At 61.7% G+C, this 16,425-nt stretch carries 11 protein-coding genes; all 11 read left to right on the top strand.

Annotation, left to right across the window (positions count from 1 at the left end; all coding sequences use genetic code 11):
• Positions 1 to 77 precede the first annotated feature (77 nt).
• The 11 genes from CD932_RS10045 to CD932_RS09995 all read left to right on the top strand — a co-directional run bounded on the left by CD932_RS10045 (position 78) and on the right by CD932_RS09995 (position 16,405).
• On the top strand, positions 78 to 3,182 hold the full coding sequence (locus CD932_RS10045) for a DEAD/DEAH box helicase (RefSeq protein ID WP_094442517.1): 3,105 nt from the start codon (positions 78 to 80) through the stop codon (positions 3,180 to 3,182).
• A 42-nt stretch (positions 3,183 to 3,224) separates the two neighbouring features.
• Entirely contained in the window at positions 3,225 to 4,406 is a 1,182-nt protein-coding gene (locus CD932_RS10040; protein ID WP_094442516.1) for a HAMP domain-containing sensor histidine kinase, read from the top strand.
• Between the two features lie 87 nt (positions 4,407 to 4,493).
• Positions 4,494 to 5,177, top strand: a complete 684-nt coding sequence (locus CD932_RS10035; protein WP_094442515.1) for a response regulator transcription factor — start codon at positions 4,494 to 4,496, stop codon at positions 5,175 to 5,177.
• Between the two features lie 135 nt (positions 5,178 to 5,312).
• Positions 5,313 to 6,014 carry a transposase gene (locus tag CD932_RS10030; RefSeq protein WP_094442514.1) on the top strand — a complete coding sequence of 234 codons (702 nt, stop codon included), beginning with the start codon at positions 5,313 to 5,315 and terminating at the stop codon, positions 6,012 to 6,014.
• A gap of 178 nt (positions 6,015 to 6,192) precedes the next feature.
• On the top strand, positions 6,193 to 10,893 hold the full coding sequence (locus CD932_RS10025) for a glutamate synthase-related protein (RefSeq protein ID WP_094442513.1): 4,701 nt from the start codon (positions 6,193 to 6,195) through the stop codon (positions 10,891 to 10,893).
• A 76-nt stretch (positions 10,894 to 10,969) separates the two neighbouring features.
• Entirely contained in the window at positions 10,970 to 12,433 is a 1,464-nt protein-coding gene (locus CD932_RS10020; RefSeq protein WP_094442512.1) for a glutamate synthase subunit beta, read from the top strand.
• Between the two features lie 254 nt (positions 12,434 to 12,687).
• Positions 12,688 to 13,497 (top strand): ABC transporter ATP-binding protein, encoded by an 810-nt coding sequence (locus CD932_RS10015; RefSeq protein WP_094442511.1) that lies wholly within the window; start codon positions 12,688 to 12,690, stop codon positions 13,495 to 13,497.
• Entirely contained in the window at positions 13,494 to 14,279 is a 786-nt protein-coding gene (gene mlaE, locus CD932_RS10010) for a lipid asymmetry maintenance ABC transporter permease subunit MlaE (protein ID WP_094442510.1), read from the top strand. The genes CD932_RS10015 and mlaE overlap by 4 nt, the downstream gene beginning before the upstream one ends.
• Positions 14,280 to 14,358: 79 nt before the next feature.
• Complete coding sequence (gene mlaD / locus CD932_RS10005) at positions 14,359 to 14,829, top strand: outer membrane lipid asymmetry maintenance protein MlaD (protein ID WP_094442509.1); 471 nt, start codon at positions 14,359 to 14,361, stop codon at positions 14,827 to 14,829.
• An 11-nt stretch (positions 14,830 to 14,840) separates the two neighbouring features.
• Positions 14,841 to 15,662 (top strand): VacJ family lipoprotein, encoded by an 822-nt coding sequence (locus CD932_RS10000; protein ID WP_254926541.1) that lies wholly within the window; start codon positions 14,841 to 14,843, stop codon positions 15,660 to 15,662.
• 98 nt (positions 15,663 to 15,760) lie between these two features.
• A complete protein-coding gene (locus CD932_RS09995; protein ID WP_094442507.1) occupies positions 15,761 to 16,405 on the top strand; it encodes a phospholipid-binding protein MlaC in 645 nt (214 codons plus the stop codon).
• Positions 16,406 to 16,425 lie beyond the last annotated feature (20 nt).

The raw sequence follows: 16,425 nt of genomic DNA, 5'->3' as shown, positions 1-16,425 counted from the left end.
TAAGCTATTCGGCCCCGTATGAAGGATAATATTGCCTGTTGCCGTTTTTGATACACACACAAACCATCATGCGTACCATGGATTTTACCCGCGACGACATCAGTGACACCCCTGCCGCACCGGCCAGCGCGCCGGGCGCGCCCTTGCCCTACGCCGTCGCCACCTGGCTGCAGCGCGTGGAGGCCGCCGCCCATCCCAAGCCCGTGCTGCCACTGGCCGAACCCGATCCCAAGCTCAATACGCATCGCCTGATCTATGTGCTGGCGCCCACCAGCGGCGGGCGCCATGTGGCCCTGTGCCTGTACAAGGCGCGGTTGCGGCCCAATGGCGATGTCGCCGCGGCCAGTCCCATCAGCGAAATCTTTTCGCTGCTGTCGGCCCCGCCCACGTTTCTGACACCGTTGGATGAAGACCTGGTGCGCTTCTTCGTTGCCATGCGCACGGGCCAGAATTCGCAGACGGGCAGCGCCACCGAACCGAAGGGCAAAGTCGGCGCCGCCTTGCTGTCCATGCTGGCCGAGCAGGACAAACTGTTGTGGGCCAATTCCTGGGCCGATGTCGGCAATGGCCTGGTATACCCGCTGAAAGAAGGCCCGGTACGTCCGGCGCGGCTGTTCTGGCGCGACGAGGGCAAGACCATGCGCCTGGGCTGGCAGGTCGATCCGCCGCAAGGCGTGAGCCACCACGGTGCCGACCAGATCGACTACATGCTGCCGACCGATCCGCCGTGGTATATCGATAATCTGTCGTGTGGCGTGCTGGAACTGAACCAGGGCGGCTCCGATATTTCCCTGGCCGACCTGCAGGCGCTGGTGGCGCAGGCGCCGCCCCTGAATGCGAACGACAAGGTGCGCGTGTCGCAACTGCTGCTGGCGCAGGGCTTGCAGCACCTGATGCCGCTGCCACAACCGTTGCCGCAGCGCTTGCGCAAGGATGTGCCGGCCACGCCGGTGTTGCTGATGGACAGCGCCATGCTGGCCGACGGCAGCGTTCAGCGCTGGCACGACTTTGCCGTGCTGTCCTTTGATTACGATGGCGAACGCGTGTCGTTCGACCCGTCCCAGCGCGTGGTGCGCCAGGTGGGCGAGGTGACCGAAATTATCCAGCGCAATACGGTCGATGAAGCGCGCGCGCTGGCGCTGCTGGCCGAACTGCAATTCAAGAAGCCTGGCTCGGCGCCCTTGAGCGGTCTGAAGGGCGCCTTGCTGCTGCCGAGCCAGGCCGCATGGCTGCGCTTTGCCGAGTCCGGCATCGATACTCTGCTCGACGCTGACTGGATCGTTGAAAAGACGGCGAAATACCGCTATGACGTGGCCGATGTCGACGACTGGTACGCCGACATCGACGACCAGGACCCGGAAAGCGGCAACGCCTGGTTCGAGCTGGAACTGGGCATCGTCGTCAACCACGAGCGCGTGCCGCTGCTGCCGGTGCTGGTGCAATTGATCCGCAATGCGCCGAACGACTTCAATCCGAAGGTCATCGACGCACATGCCGACGACGACCAGATGCTGGCCACGCTGGCTGATGGCACCCGGGTGGCGCTGCCGTGGGGCCGCGTGCGGCCTATTTTGAACACCCTGGGCGAGCTGTATTTCAACGACAAGATCAAGCGCGCCGTGCGCATGTCGACCCTGGACGCGGCGCGCCTGGAAGAGCTGGCGCGCGCTCTGGAACTGCGCTGGACCGGTGGCGAGCAATTGCGTGCCATGGGCCGCAAGCTGAGCCAGTTCGGCTCGGTACAGAAAGTGGCGGCACCAAACGGCTTGCAGGCCACCTTGCGCGACTACCAGGCCGATGGCCTGGCGTGGATGCAGTTCCTGCGCGACCATGACCTGGCCGGCATCCTGGCCGATGACATGGGTCTCGGCAAGACCGTGCAGACCCTGGCGCATATCCTGATCGAAAAAGAAGCGGGTCGCCTGACGCATCCGGCGCTGGTGATCGCGCCGACCAGCCTGATGGGCAACTGGCAGGACGAGGCGGCCAAGTTTGCTCCCAGCCTGAAAGTGCTGCTGCTGCAAGGCAAGGACCGCGCCCAGCAATTCGATCAGATCGATGACTGCGACCTGGTGCTGACCACCTATGCGCTGCTGCCGCGCGACGAAGAAATCTTGCGCGAGCACGATTTCCACCTGGTGATCCTCGACGAATCGCACTACATCAAGAACACGCGCAGCAAGGCGGCGCAAAGCGCCGGCCTGCTGCGCGCGCGCCATCGCCTGTGTCTGTCCGGCACGCCGCTGGAAAACCACCTGGGCGAACTGTGGTCGCAATTCCATTTCCTCTTGCCCGGTTTGCTCGGCGACGAAAAAACCTTTAACACCCAGTTCCGCCATCCGATCGAGCGCCAGGATGACCCGCTGCGCCGCATGCTGCTCAATCGCCGCATCAAGCCTTTCCTGCTGCGCCGCACGAAAGACAACGTCGCCAAGGAACTGCCGCCGAAAACGGAAATGGTGCGCAAGGTCGAGCTGACTGGGCCGCAGCGCGACCTGTACGAAACTGTGCGCCTGGCGATGGACCAGAAGGTGCGCGAGGAAATCGACAAGAAGGGCGTGGCGCGCAGCCAGATCGTGATTCTCGAAGCGCTGCTGAAATTGCGCCAGGTATGCTGCGATCCGCGCCTGGTGAAATCCCTGCCGGCGAAAAAGCAGGCGGCCGGCTCGGCCAAGCTGGCGGACCTGATGCAGATGGTGGAAGACCTGCTCGATGAAGGGCGCAAGATTCTGGTCTTCTCGCAATTTACCAGCATGCTTGAACTGATCGAGGAAGAACTCGAATCGCGCGATATTGCCTACGCCTTGCTGACCGGCGAGACGAAAGACCGCAGCGCCCAGGTGGCGGCCTTCCAGCAGGGTGCCGTGCCGATCTTTTTGATCAGCCTCAAAGCCGGTGGCGTGGGCCTGAACCTGACTGCCGCCGACACGGTGATCCACTACGACCCGTGGTGGAACCCGGCGGCCGAAAACCAGGCGACCGACCGCGCCTGGCGCATCGGCCAGGACAAGCCGGTGTTCGTCTACAAGCTGATTGCCAAGGGTACGCTGGAAGAAAAAATCCAGTTGCTGCAGCAGAAGAAATCGGAACTGGCGCAATCGATCCTGGCCGAAGGCGAGTCGCAGAAAATGGCGCTCACGCAAGAAGATCTGCAACAGATCTTTGCACCTTTGGAAGATTAAGCGCGCTTATACTGGTGCATTGAATCCATGCCGGGTATAAGCATGCTGCCACTGTTCCTGTTGCTGCTGGCCGGCGCCATCCTGATGGCGCTGCGTTTTGTCCAATTGCGCCGCGCCCTGCTGCGCGCGCGCGCGGGCGAAACACAGTTCCGCCTGCTGGCCGAGCACAGCCGCGACGCGCAGTTCCTGCTCGACGCCACCACCTTCGAATTGCTCTACATTAGCCCGGCCGCCCAGCGTATGACTGGTCTGGACCTGCCTGCCCTGCGGGAACATGCGGCGCGCCTGGCCGTCGATGTGCCGGCCCGCTTGCGGCGCTGGCAGGACGGCGACACGAGTCGCTTGACGCTGCTGCGCGAAGCGCAACTGCCGCATGGCGATGGCCAGCTGGCGCTGGAAATCACCTCCACCCTGGTCGAACGCATGGCGGGCCGCCCCTGGACCCTGGTCGGCAGCGTGCGCGACGTGACGCAGGCGCAGCAGGAAGAAGCGCAGCGCGCCGCCGAACAGAAAAAGTTTGCCTCCATGCTGTCGCATGAGTTTCGTACGCCCCTGGCCACCATCGATGGCGCGGCCCAGCGACTGGTGGCGACCGGCGGCGGTGCCGACGAGGCCACGCGCAAGCGCTATGTCAAGATACAGGCGGCGGTCGACCGCTTGCTGGCCATGATTGACGATTATCTGTCGCCCGAACGCATGGCGGCGATTGGCCGTGAGCGTGCCGCCGATGGTATTGCGCCTTTGCTGTTGCTGCAGCAGGCCGCCGCCACCGTGCCGGCCAGCCATCCGGTGCGGCTGCAGCTCGATGAAGACTTGCCGGCCCGCCTGCGCTGCGACGTGGCAGGCATGGCCCTGGCTATGAAAATCCTGCTGGACAACGCCGTCAAATTCAGTCCGGCCGGCAGCCCGGTCACGCTCGAAGGCCGGCTGGCGCGGCAGGGCGGGGTGGAGTTCGTGGTGCGCGACCGTGGCCCCGGCGTGCCACCGGACGAAATGGCGCAGGTGTTCGACAAGGGCTACCGCGGCAGGTTTGCCAGCGGCCACCCGGGCGCGGGCCTGGGCCTGTATATGGCGCGCGCTGTGGTGGAAGTACACGGCGGCAGCTTGCAGATCGATAGTGGGAATGAGGAAGGCGCTGCTTTGCGCATCTGGCTGCCGCTGCCGGTGGCCGCTGGGAAAATCCTTGCTTCCGCTGAAGTCAACCGTGATAATTCCTTGACGTAGACCTGCCCTGCCATCCATCATGGCGCAAGAAGTGCATGGCAAGGTTTGCCACATGAAATGCTTATTAACAAGAAGAATGGCGTAGCAATGACGAAAATACTGATCGTCGAAGACAATCTGGACTACGCAGAAGACATGGCGGAGTTCCTCGTTGAGCTCGAACATGAAGTCCATACCGCCAGCTCGGCTGGCGACATGTGGGCTGCACTCAGCCATGGCAATGTCGATGTGGTGGTGCTCGATCTGGGTTTGCCCGACGAGGACGGCTTCAACGTCATTCCGCGCATGCGCCAGCTGTATCCGCAGATCGGCGTGCTGGTGCTGACGGGCCGGGTGGCGTTCGACAGCCGCATCCTCGGCCTGCGCCTGGGCGCCGACCACTATCTCACCAAGCCGATCAAGTTCCCGGAATTGGCTGCCCATATCGAAGCGCTGGACCGCCGCGTCGGACCACAGGAATCGGCGGCGCCCGAACCGGGCAAGTGGACCTTGAAAGTGAGCGCGCGCCAGCTCGAACTGATGGGTTCGGTGATCGCCCTGACGGAAAAGGAATTCAATTTCCTGCACTTGCTGACCATCAATACCCGCCCGGTGCCGCGCGACGTGATCGTGGCCGGCATGGGCGGCGACGATCCCGACGCGGGCCGCCGCGTCGACATGCTGGTCTATCGCTTGCGCAAGAAAGCCAAGACGGGCCTGGGCCAGGACCTGCCGCTGCGCAGCGCCTATGGCGAGGGCTACAGCCTGTCGGCCAGCTTCAACCTGTCCTGAAAATAGCCGGTTAACAATAAAGGGGACACAGTCGTCCCTTTTTTTCCGTCCACGAAAAAAATCAGGGCCAGAGTCGTGTCCGGGCCGGTAAAGTGGGTAGAATCACGCCATTCGCTTTTATTCCACGACGATGCCATGGCCCGACTGCCCCGTTTGATCATCCCGCAACTGCCCCATTACGTCATCCAGCGCAGCAGCAACGGCCAGCCGGTGTTTCAGGACAGTGCCGACTACACGCAGTGCCTCGCCTGGCTGAAAACCGGCGCCAGAAGGTTCAAGGTCGCCATCCACGCCTATGTGTTATTGCCGGACCAGCTGCATTTGCTGGCCACCCCCAGCGACAGCACCGGCCTGGGCCAGCTGATGCAATGGCTGGGACGCTATTACGTGCCCTACTTTAACCAGAAGTATGGCCGTGAAGGGGCACTGTGGCAGGGGCGCTACAAAACCTCGGTCATCGATGCCGAACATTTCTTCCTGCTGGCTTGCCATTACCTGGAGAGGGTGCCGGTGCAGGTGGGCCTGGTGGCTCAGCCGCGCGATTATCCGTGGTCCAGCCATGCTTGCCATGCCGGCCTGCGGCCGGACCCCATCGTCACCGACCATGCGCTGTATTGGGCGCTGGGGAATACGCCGTTCGACCGCGAGGCGGCCTATCTGAGCCTGGTCGAGCAGGGCCTGGGCAGCAGCCAGGTCAAGGTGCTGGAAGCGGCGGTATTGAAGGGCTGGCCGCTCGGTTCGGATGCCTTCAAGCAGGCGCTGGAAGTCAAAATGAAGCGGCAGGTATTGCCCGCCAGGCGGGGCCGTCCACGCAAAATCACTGCCGATCCGGCCTAAAAACCAAAGAATAAACAAGACGCATTTTCATTGTGAAAATCATGACTATGTCCCCATTAAATTTTTTGAGCGACTAAAATCCATTTAATTCGACTCCGACCCTTTTTTTTCTAGTTGAGTTTTCTGCTGCATTGCACTACTCTAGCTTTTCGATAGTCATTTTGCAGCGGAGAAGCCCATGAAAGCGCAAGGCCTGTACGACCCAGCCAATGAACACGATGCCTGTGGCGTCGGTTTCGTCGCCCATATCAAGGGCAACAAAACCCATTCGATCGTCGAACAGGGTTTGCTGATACTGAAAAACCTCGATCACCGGGGCGCCGTCGGCGCCGATCCGCTGATGGGCGATGGCGCTGGCATCCTGATCCAGATTCCTGACCAGTATTACCGCGAAGAGATGGCCAAGCAGGGCGTGGAATTGCCGCCGCCTGGCGAATACGGCGTGGGCATGGTGTTCCTGCCGAAGGAACATGCGTCGCGCATCGCTTGCGAACAGGAAATCGAACGCGCCGTGCGCATCGAAGGCCAGGTCATCCTCGGCTGGCGCAACGTGCCGATCGATACCGACATGCCGATGTCGCCGACCGTGCGCGCCAAGGAACCCGTGATCCGCCAGATCTTTATCGGCCGCGGTCCCGACATCATGGTCACCGATGCGCTCGAGCGCAAACTGTATGTGATCCGCAAATCGTCGGGCCACGCCATCCAGGCCTTGAAACTGCTGCATGGCAAGGAATTCTTCGTGCCGTCGATGTCGGCACGCACCATTGTCTACAAGGGCCTGCTGCTGGCCGATCAGGTCGGTGTCTACTATAAAGACCTGCAGGATGCGCGCTGCATTTCGGCGCTGGCGCTGGTGCACCAGCGTTTCTCGACCAATACTTTCCCCGAATGGCCGCTGGCCCACCCGTACCGCCTGATCGCCCACAACGGCGAGATCAACACCGTCAAAGGCAACTTCAACTGGATGCGTGCGCGCGAAGGCGTGATGAAGTCGGCCGTGCTGGGTGACGACCTGCAAAAGCTGTTTCCACTGATCTATGAAGGCCAGTCCGACACCGCCTGCTTCGACAATGCGCTCGAACTGCTGCTGATGGCCGGCTATCCGATCGCCCAGGCGATGATGATGATGATCCCGGAAGCGTGGGAAAACCACACGACGATGGACGACAACCGCCGCGCCTTCTACGAATACCATGCCGCGATGATGGAACCATGGGACGGCCCGGCTGCCATGGCGTTCACCGACGGCCGCCATATCGGCGGCACCCTGGACCGCAATGGCCTGCGTCCGGCGCGCTACATCGTCACCGACGACGACCTGGTGGTGATGGCCTCGGAGTCGGGCGTGCTGCCGATCCCGGAATCGAAGATTATCCAGAAATGGCGTTTGCAGCCTGGCAAAATGTTCCTGATCGACCTGGAAGCGGGCCGCATCATCGACGACCAGGAACTGAAAAACACCTACGCCAACGCCAAGCCGTACAAAGCCTGGATCAACTCGGTGCGCATCAAGCTCGACGAAATCAAGATGGCCGAAGGCCAGCTCAAGCAGGACCGCGCCCAGGGCGAAAAAGCCCAGCCGTCCCTGCTCGATCGCCAGCAGGCCTTCGGCTACACCCAGGAAGACCTGAAATTCCTGCTCGCGCCGATGGCCGTCGCCGGCGAGGAAGCGACCGGCTCGATGGGCAACGACTCGCCGCTGGCCGTCATGTCGAACAAACTCAAGCCGCTGTATAACTACTTCAAGCAGCTGTTCGCGCAAGTGACGAACCCGCCGATCGATCCGATCCGCGAAGCGATGGTGATGTCGCTGGTGTCGTTTATCGGCCCGAAACCGAACCTGCTCGACACCAATAACGTCAATCCGCCGATGCGTCTGGAAGTATCGCAGCCGGTGCTGGGCTTCGAGGACATGGCGCGCCTGCGCAATATCAGCGCACATACGGGCGGCAAGTTCAAGTCCTACGAACTCGATATCTGCTACCCGCTGGTTTGGGGCAAGGAAGGCGTGGAAGCGTGCCTGGCCTCGCTGTGCGCCGAAGCGGTCGACGCCGTCAAGTCCGGTCACAACATCCTGATCATCTCGGACCGCGCCATCTGCGCCGAGCAGGTCGCCATTCCGGCGCTGCTGGCCACCTCGACCGTCCACCAGCACCTGGTCAGCAAGGGCCTGCGCGCCTCGGCCGGCCTGGTGGTGGAAACCGGTTCGGCCCGTGAAACCCATCACTTCGCCTTGCTGGCCGGTTATGGCGCGGAAGCGGTCCACCCTTACCTGGCGATGGAAACCCTGGTCGAGCTGGCGCACGGCTTGCCGGGCGACCTGTCGGGCGACAAGGCGATCTACAACTACACCAAGGCAGTCGGCAAGGGCTTGATGAAAGTCATGTCGAAGATGGGCATTTCGACCTACATGTCCTACTGCGGCGCGCAGATCTTCGAAGCGATAGGCCTGAACAAGTCCCTGGTCGACAAATACTTCAAGGGCACGGCCTCGAATGTGGAAGGCATCGGCGTGTTTGAAGTGGCGGAAGAAGCGCTGCGCCTGCATCACCTGGCCTTCGGCAATGATCCGGTACTGGCCCACCAGCTCGACGCCGGTGGCGAATACGCCTTCCGCGTGCGCGGCGAAGACCATCTGTGGACGCCGGACGCGATTGCCAAGCTGCAGCATTCGACCCGCGCCAACAATTTTTCCAGCTACAAGGAGTATGCGCAGATCATCAACGACCAGAGCCGTCGCCACCTGACCCTGCGCGGCCTGTTCGAATTCAAGCTCGACCCGACCAAGGCGATACCGCTCGATGAAGTGGAGCCGGCCAAGGAAATCGTCAAGCGTTTCGCTACCGGCGCCATGTCGATGGGTTCGATCAGCACCGAAGCGCACGCCACTCTGGCCGTGGCCATGAACCGTATCGGCGGCAAGTCGAACACCGGCGAAGGCGGCGAAGATCCGTCGCGCTATGCGATGGAACTGAAAGGCATCAAGATCAAGCAGGGCGAGACCATGGCCTCGATCATGGGCAAGGAGCAGATGGTGGTCGACATCGCTTTGCAGGAAGGCGATTCGCTGCGCTCGCGCATCAAGCAGGTGGCCTCGGGCCGTTTCGGCGTCACGGCCGCCTACCTGAACTCGGCCGACCAGATCCAGATCAAGATGGCGCAAGGCGCGAAACCTGGCGAAGGCGGCCAGTTGCCCGGCCATAAAGTGTCGGAATATATCGCCACCCTGCGCTTCTCGGTGCCGGGTGTGGGCCTGATTTCGCCGCCGCCGCACCACGATATCTATTCGATCGAAGACCTGGCGCAGCTGATCCACGATTTGAAGAACGCCAACCCGCGCGCCTCGATCTCGGTGAAACTGGTGTCGGAAGTCGGTATCGGCACGGTGGCCGCCGGCGTGACCAAGGCCAAGGCCGATCACGTGGTGGTGGCCGGCCATGACGGCGGCACGGGCGCTTCGCCACTGTCGTCGGTGAAACATGCCGGCACACCATGGGAACTGGGCCTGGCCGAAACGCAGCAGACCTTGGTGCTGAATGGCTTGCGCAGCCGGATCCGGGTACAAGCAGACGGCCAGATGCGTACAGGCCGCGACGTGGTGATCGCCGCCCTGCTGGGCGCCGACGAAATCGGCTTTGCCACCGCGCCGCTGGTGGTCGAAGGCTGCATCATGATGCGCAAATGCCATCTGAACACCTGCCCGGTGGGCGTGGCCACGCAAGACCCGGTCTTGCGTGCCAAGTTCTCGGGCAAACCGGAATATGTGGTCAACTACTTCTTCTTCGTGGCCGAAGAAGCGCGCCAGTTGATGGCGCAGCTGGGCATCCGCACCTATGACGAGCTGATTGGCCGCGTCGACTTGCTCGACAAGTCCAAGGCGATCACCCACTGGAAAGCGCAGGGCCTGGACTTCTCGGCCATCTTCCACAAACCGGAAACGACGGACGGGCAAGCCTGCCGCCATGTGGAAAACCAGGACCACGGCCTGGAAAAAGCGCTCGACCACAAGCTGATCGCGCAAGCGCGCGCCGCGCTGGAGAAGGGCGAACGCGTGTCGTTCATCTCGCCGGTGCGCAACGTCAACCGCACGGTCGGCACCATGCTGTCGGGCGAAGTGGCGAAAAAATACGGCCATGCCGGCTTGCCGGACGACACCATTCACATCCAGCTGCAAGGCACGGCCGGCCAGTCGGCCTGCGCCTTCCTGGCGCATGGCATCACGATTGACCTGGTCGGCGAAGGCAACGATTACGTCGGCAAGGGCCTGTCGGGCGGGCGCATCATCGTGCGCCCCAATACCGAGTTCCGCGGCTGGGCGGTGGACAACATCATTATCGGCAACACGGTGCTGTACGGCGCCGTGGCCGGCGAAGCCTTCTTCAATGGCGTGGCGGGCGAACGCTTTGCCGTGCGCAACTCGGGCGCCACGGCGGTGGTCGAAGGCCTGGGCGACCATGGCTGCGAATACATGACCGGCGGTACGGTGGCGGTGCTGGGCGCGACGGGCCGTAACTTTGCGGCCGGCATGTCGGGCGGTGTTGCTTATGTATATGACCCGGCGGGCGACTTTGCCAGCAAGTGCAATACGGCCATGGTCAGCCTCGACAAGGTGGTCTCGGCCAGCGAACAGCAAGCCCACCGCGACGCCTGGCACGCCCAGCAGCGCAACGGCACGCCGGAAGCCGATGAAGTGATCCTCAAGCGCCTGATCGAGCGTCACTTCAAGCACACGGGCAGCACCCGCGCCCGCGTCCTGCTCGACGACTGGGCAGTGGCGCGCGGCAAATTCGTCAAGGTCTTCCCGAACGAATACAAGCGCGCGCTGATTGAAATGGCCGCCGACGCCGCCCAGGAAGTACAAGCCGTCGCCGCCTGAGTCAAAGCTCAGCGCCAAGAATGTGACCAGGGAGCGGCCAGGCCGCTCCCCGCCAGCCAAATATAAAGGAATCATCGTGGGTAAAATCACCGGCTTCATGGAATTCAAGCGCCAGGACGAACACTATCTGGAGCCTGCCGCGCGTCTGAAGAACTACAAGGAATTCGTGCTGCACCTGTCGGACGCGCAAGCGACCGTGCAAGGGGCACGCTGCATGGATTGCGGCATCCCGTTCTGCAACACGGGTTGCCCGGTCAATAACATCATCCCCGACTGGAACGACCTGGTGTATCGCGGCGCCTACCGCGAAGCGCTCGACGTCTTGCATTCGACCAATAACTTCCCGGAATTTACGGGCCGTATCTGCCCGGCGCCGTGCGAAGCGGCCTGCACGCTGGGCATCCACGAAGATCCGGTCGGCATCAAGTCGATCGAACACAAGATCATCGACATGGGCTGGGAACACGGCTGGGTCACGCCGCAACCGGCGTCTTTCAGCACCGGCAAGAAAGTGGCCATCGTCGGCTCCGGTCCTGCCGGCCTGGCGGCGGCGCAGCAACTGGCGCGCGCCGGCCATGCCGTCACCGTGTTTGAAAAGAGCGACCGCGTCGGCGGCCTGCTGCGCTACGGCATTCCCGACTTCAAGATGGAAAAGTCGCATATCGACCTGCGCGTGAAGCAGATGGAAGCCGAAGGCGTGGTCTTCCGCACCAGCGTGCTGGTTGGCAAGGATTTCCCGGCCCATGTCAATAACTGGGCCAAGGAAACGATTTTCCCGGAAGACCTGGAAAAAGAATTCGACGCCGTCATCATGGCTGGTGGTGCCGAGCAGCCGCGCGACTTGCCGGTGCCGGGCCGCGAATTGAAAGGCGTGCATTTCGCCATGGATTTCCTGCCGCTGCAAAACAAGATCAACGCCGGCGACAAGCTCAAGGACCAGATCAAGGCGACGGGCAAGCACGTGGTCGTGATCGGCGGCGGCGACACCGGTTCGGACTGCGTCGGCACCTCGAACCGCCAGGGCGCCGCCTCGGTGGCGCAGTTCGAACTGATGCCGATGCCGCCGGAACAGGAAAACAAGCCGCTGGTCTGGCCTTACTGGCCAACCAAGCTGCGCACCTCGTCGTCGCACGAGGAAGGCTGCGAGCGCGACTGGGCGGTGGCCACCAAGCGTTTCGAAGGCAAGGGCGGCAAGGTGGACAAGCTGATCGCCTGCCGGGTCGAATGGAAAGACGGCAAGATGAGCGAAGTGCCGAACTCGGAATTCGAAATGAAGGCCGACCTGGTGTTCCTGGCAATGGGCTTCGTGTCGCCAGTGAGTCAGGTACTGGAAGCGTTCGGTGTCGACACCGATGCGCGCGGCAACGCCAAGGCCACCACCGAAGGCGAACGCAGCTACTACACCTCGGTGCCGAAGATCTTTGCCGCCGGCGACATGCGCCGCGGCCAGTCGCTGGTCGTGTGGGCGATCCGCGAAGGGCGCCAGTGCGCACGCGCCGTCGATGAGTTCCTGATGGGCGCATCCTTGCTGCCGCGTTAAAAAATAGGCGAGCGCTTGCTCGCTTTGAAAGCCAGGGCCACGGCGCGCGCAGCGGCGTGGCCCTGGTTGTTTTTGTGCAGCGCGTCACGCGGCCGTGAAGGGCTCCGCTCCTTGCACGATTTTTACACTAAAATATCTGACTTTCAGTTCATTAGTGTTGTATTCTTCCCCTAGCCAAGATTGTGGCAAGGGCTGCTTCAGCAGAGGTTGGCGTTTCTGCACTACAATACGCCATTAAAATAGCGAGTCTCGTCGTGCCAAATCTTGTTGAAATCCGTGATTTACACTTTGCCTATGGAGAACGTTCGATTTTATCGGGCCTTCAAATGGATTTCCCACGTGGAAAAGTTGTGGCCGTCATGGGTGGCTCCGGCAGTGGCAAGACTACCGTACTGCGCCTGATCGGCGGGCAGTTGCGCCCCAGTTCCGGCGCTGTCAATGTCGATGGCCAGATCGTGCATGCGCTCGATACCGAGCAGTTGTATTTGATGCGCCGCAAGATGGGCATGCTGTTCCAGCACGGCGCCTTGTTTACCGACCTGACGGCCTTTGAAAACGTCGCCTTTCCGCTGCGCGAGCATACCGACCTCAATGAAGAGCTGATCCGCACCCTGGTGCTGATGAAGCTGCACGCGGTCGGCCTGCGCAATGCGGCGCAATTGAAGCCGGCCGAGATTTCGGGCGGCATGGGCCGGCGCGTGGCGCTGGCGCGGGCAATTGCGCTCGACCCCGAATTGATCATGTATGACGAGCCGTTCGCCGGCCTGGACCCGATTTCCATGGGCGTGACCGCCAACCTGATCCGCAATCTGAACGATGCGCTCGGTTCGACATCCATTTTGGTATCGCACGATGTGAAGGAGTGTTTCGCCATCGCTGATTACGTTTATTTTCTGTCATCCGGCAAAATCGTGGCGCACGGCACGCCGGCCGAGATGGCGGTATCGACCCACCCTTACGTGAAACAGTTCGTCAATGCGGAGGCGGACGGCCCGGTGCCGTTCCACTATCCGGGCAAGTCCCTGGCCGATGACCTGGGCCTGCACGCGGAGGGTGGCCGATGATCGTGCGTTTTCTGGCCGCTATCGGGGCATGGTTGCGTCATTCGATCCAGGACCTCGGCTTTGCGGTACGGTCCTTCTTTATTATTGTCGCCGCCTCGGGCGGCCTGTTTCGCCGGCCGCGCCTGGTGGTGGAACAACTGTTTTTTGTCGGCAGCCGCTCGCTGGTGATCACCACCGTGTCCGGCCTGTTCGTCGGCATGGTGCTGGGTCTGCAAGGCTATTACACGCTCACCACCTATGGCGCGACGCAGTCGCTGGGCCAGCTGGTGGCGCTGTCGCTGATGCGCGAACTGGGGCCGGTCGTCACGGCGCTGCTGTTTGCCGGCCGCGCCGGTACGTCGCTGACGGCCGAAATCGGCCTGATGAAGGCGGGCGAGCAATTGTCAGCCATGGAAATGATGGCCGTCAATCCGATCCAGCGCGTGCTGGCGCCCCGCTTGTGGGCCGGCGTGATCGCCATGCCGGTGCTGGGCGGCATTTTTACGGCGGTCGGCATTATTGGCAGTTATCTGGTGGGCGTGGTGCTGATCGGTGTCGACGAAGGCTCGTTCTGGTCGCAAATGCAGGCTGGCGTGGATATCTGGAAGGATATTGTCAACGGCACCTATATCAAGAGCATGGTATTCGGCATCGCCGTGACCTTTATCGCGCTGTTCCAGGGTTACCAGGCACAGCCGACACCGGAAGACGTGTCCGGCGCCACCACGCGCACGGTGGTCATCTCGTCGCTGATGGTGTGGTGGCTGGACTTCATGATGACAGCCGTGATGTTCAGCAAATAAATTTCGTAAAAGCAAAAAAATCAGTCCACTGCACGGCTTTGCGCAGGGGGCGGCAAGTCAAAATTATTTAGGATTGTTTATGCAACGTAAATCTCTGGATGTCTGGGTAGGCCTGTTCGTCTTGCTGGGCGTGGCGGCAGTGATGTTTCTGGCGTTCAAGGCTGGCAATATGAGTTCGCTGTCTTTCACCGATACGTATACTATTACGGCGAAATTCGACAATATTGGCGGCCTGAAACCGCAAGCGCCCGTCAAGGGTGCTGGCGTGGTGGTTGGCCGGGTGTCGGAAATCGTATTTGACGACAAGACCTACCAGGCGCTGGTCAAGCTGGACATCGAAGACGGTTACAAATTTCCGAAAGATAGCTCGGCCAAGATTTTGACGGCCGGTCTGTTGGGTGAGCAATATATCGGCCTGGAAGCGGGCGGGGATGTGGCCAACCTGGCGGAGGGTGACAAGATTGCCCGCACTCAATCGGCCACAGTGCTGGAAGACCTGATCAATCAGTTCATCTACAGCAAGGCAGCGGACGGAAAGGACAGCAAATGAGCGAGTCGAACATGAATACTGTAGCAAATGCGGGCCGTATCGCCCTGATACTGACATTCGCCGCCACCCTGAGCGCCTGCGCCAGCAGCGGCAACCCGCGCGACCCGCTGGAGGGCTACAACCGCGCCATGTTCACGTTCAACGACAAGGTCGATGAAGTGGCCTTGAAACCGGTGGCGACCGCCTACAAGAATGTGCTGCCGTCGTTCGTGCAGACCGGCGTGGGCAATTTCTTCGGCAACTTGTCCGACGTCTGGAGCGCGGCCAACAACCTGCTGCAAGGCAAGGGCGAAGCGGGCCTGCAGGACATCGTGCGCGTCACCATGAACTCGACCTTCGGCATTCTGGGGCTGATCGACATCGCCTCGCAGGCCGGCGTGCCGAAACACAATGAAGACTTCGGCCAGACGCTCGGCTGGTACGGCGTCAATCCCGGCCCTTACGTGGTACTGCCGCTGCTGGGACCGTCGACCATGCGCGACACCGTCGCCCTGCCGCTCGACGTGGTGGGCGATCCCTGGCGCTACAAGGATCCGAGCAATGTGCGCAATATCGGCACGGCCACGCGCGTGATCGACAAGCGTGCTTCCTACCTCGATGCGACCAATCTGATGGAAGCGGCGGCGCTGGACCGTTATGAATTCATCCGCGACGGCTACCTGCAAGCGCGTGAAAGCAAGGTCTTCGACGGCGATACCAGCCGCCGCGACCAGAAGGCGCCAAAAAACGACAGCAGCGCGATCGATGACGAAGACAGCCTGAAAGCGGCCCCGGCGGCCGATGCCGTAACATCTGGTAGCAATACTGTTGCCACCGGCACCACGACGCAATAGTAGACTGGCGTTACCGCATCGTCATCCCGCAGGCACTGCGGGTGGCGTGGAATGGGGCGCCCGCCCGCATTTGGCAAGATCACCTGAAAGGTAAAACCATGAAATTGATGAAACAACTGCTGGCGATGGCCACCATCGCCTTTGCCACCGCCACCCAGGCCGCCGCGCCCGCGCCCGCCACCGAAGCGCCCGATGCGCTGGTCAAACGCATCAGCCAGGAAGTGATCGACACGGCCAAGGCCGACAAGGGTATCCAGTCGGGCGACATCAACCGCGTCAACGCCCTGGTGGAAACCAAGATCCTGCCGTACGTGGATTTCCAGCGCATGACCTCGCTGGCCGCCGGCCGTCACTGGCGTACCGCCACGCCGGACCAGCAGCAGCGCCTGTCGGCCGAGTTCCGCACCCTGCTGGTGTATACCTATGCCGGTGCGCTGGCGCAGATCAAGAATGAAACCGTGGAATTCAAGCCGCTGCGCGCCGATCCGGGCGACACCGACGTCGAAGTGCGTTCGCAGGTCAACGTGGCCCGTGGCGAACCGGTCCCGTTGAACTACCGCGTGGCCAAGACGCCGAGCGGCTGGAAGATCTATGACATCAACGTGCTGGGCGCCTGGCTGGTGGAAACCTACAAAAGCAGCTTCAACAGCGAAATCAGCAAGGGCGGCATCGATGGCCTGATCAAGACCCTGACCGATAAAAACAAGGCCCTGGCCTCGCGTCCTGTCGTCAAAGCCAAATAATCGGCTATCATATAGCTCCG

The organism is Janthinobacterium sp. PC23-8 (genome assembly GCF_002250505.1).
GTDB lineage: Bacteria > Pseudomonadota > Gammaproteobacteria > Burkholderiales > Burkholderiaceae_D > Janthinobacterium.
The sequence above is the reverse complement of the archived record's forward strand: the minus strand, read 5'-3'. Positions and strand labels throughout refer to the sequence as shown.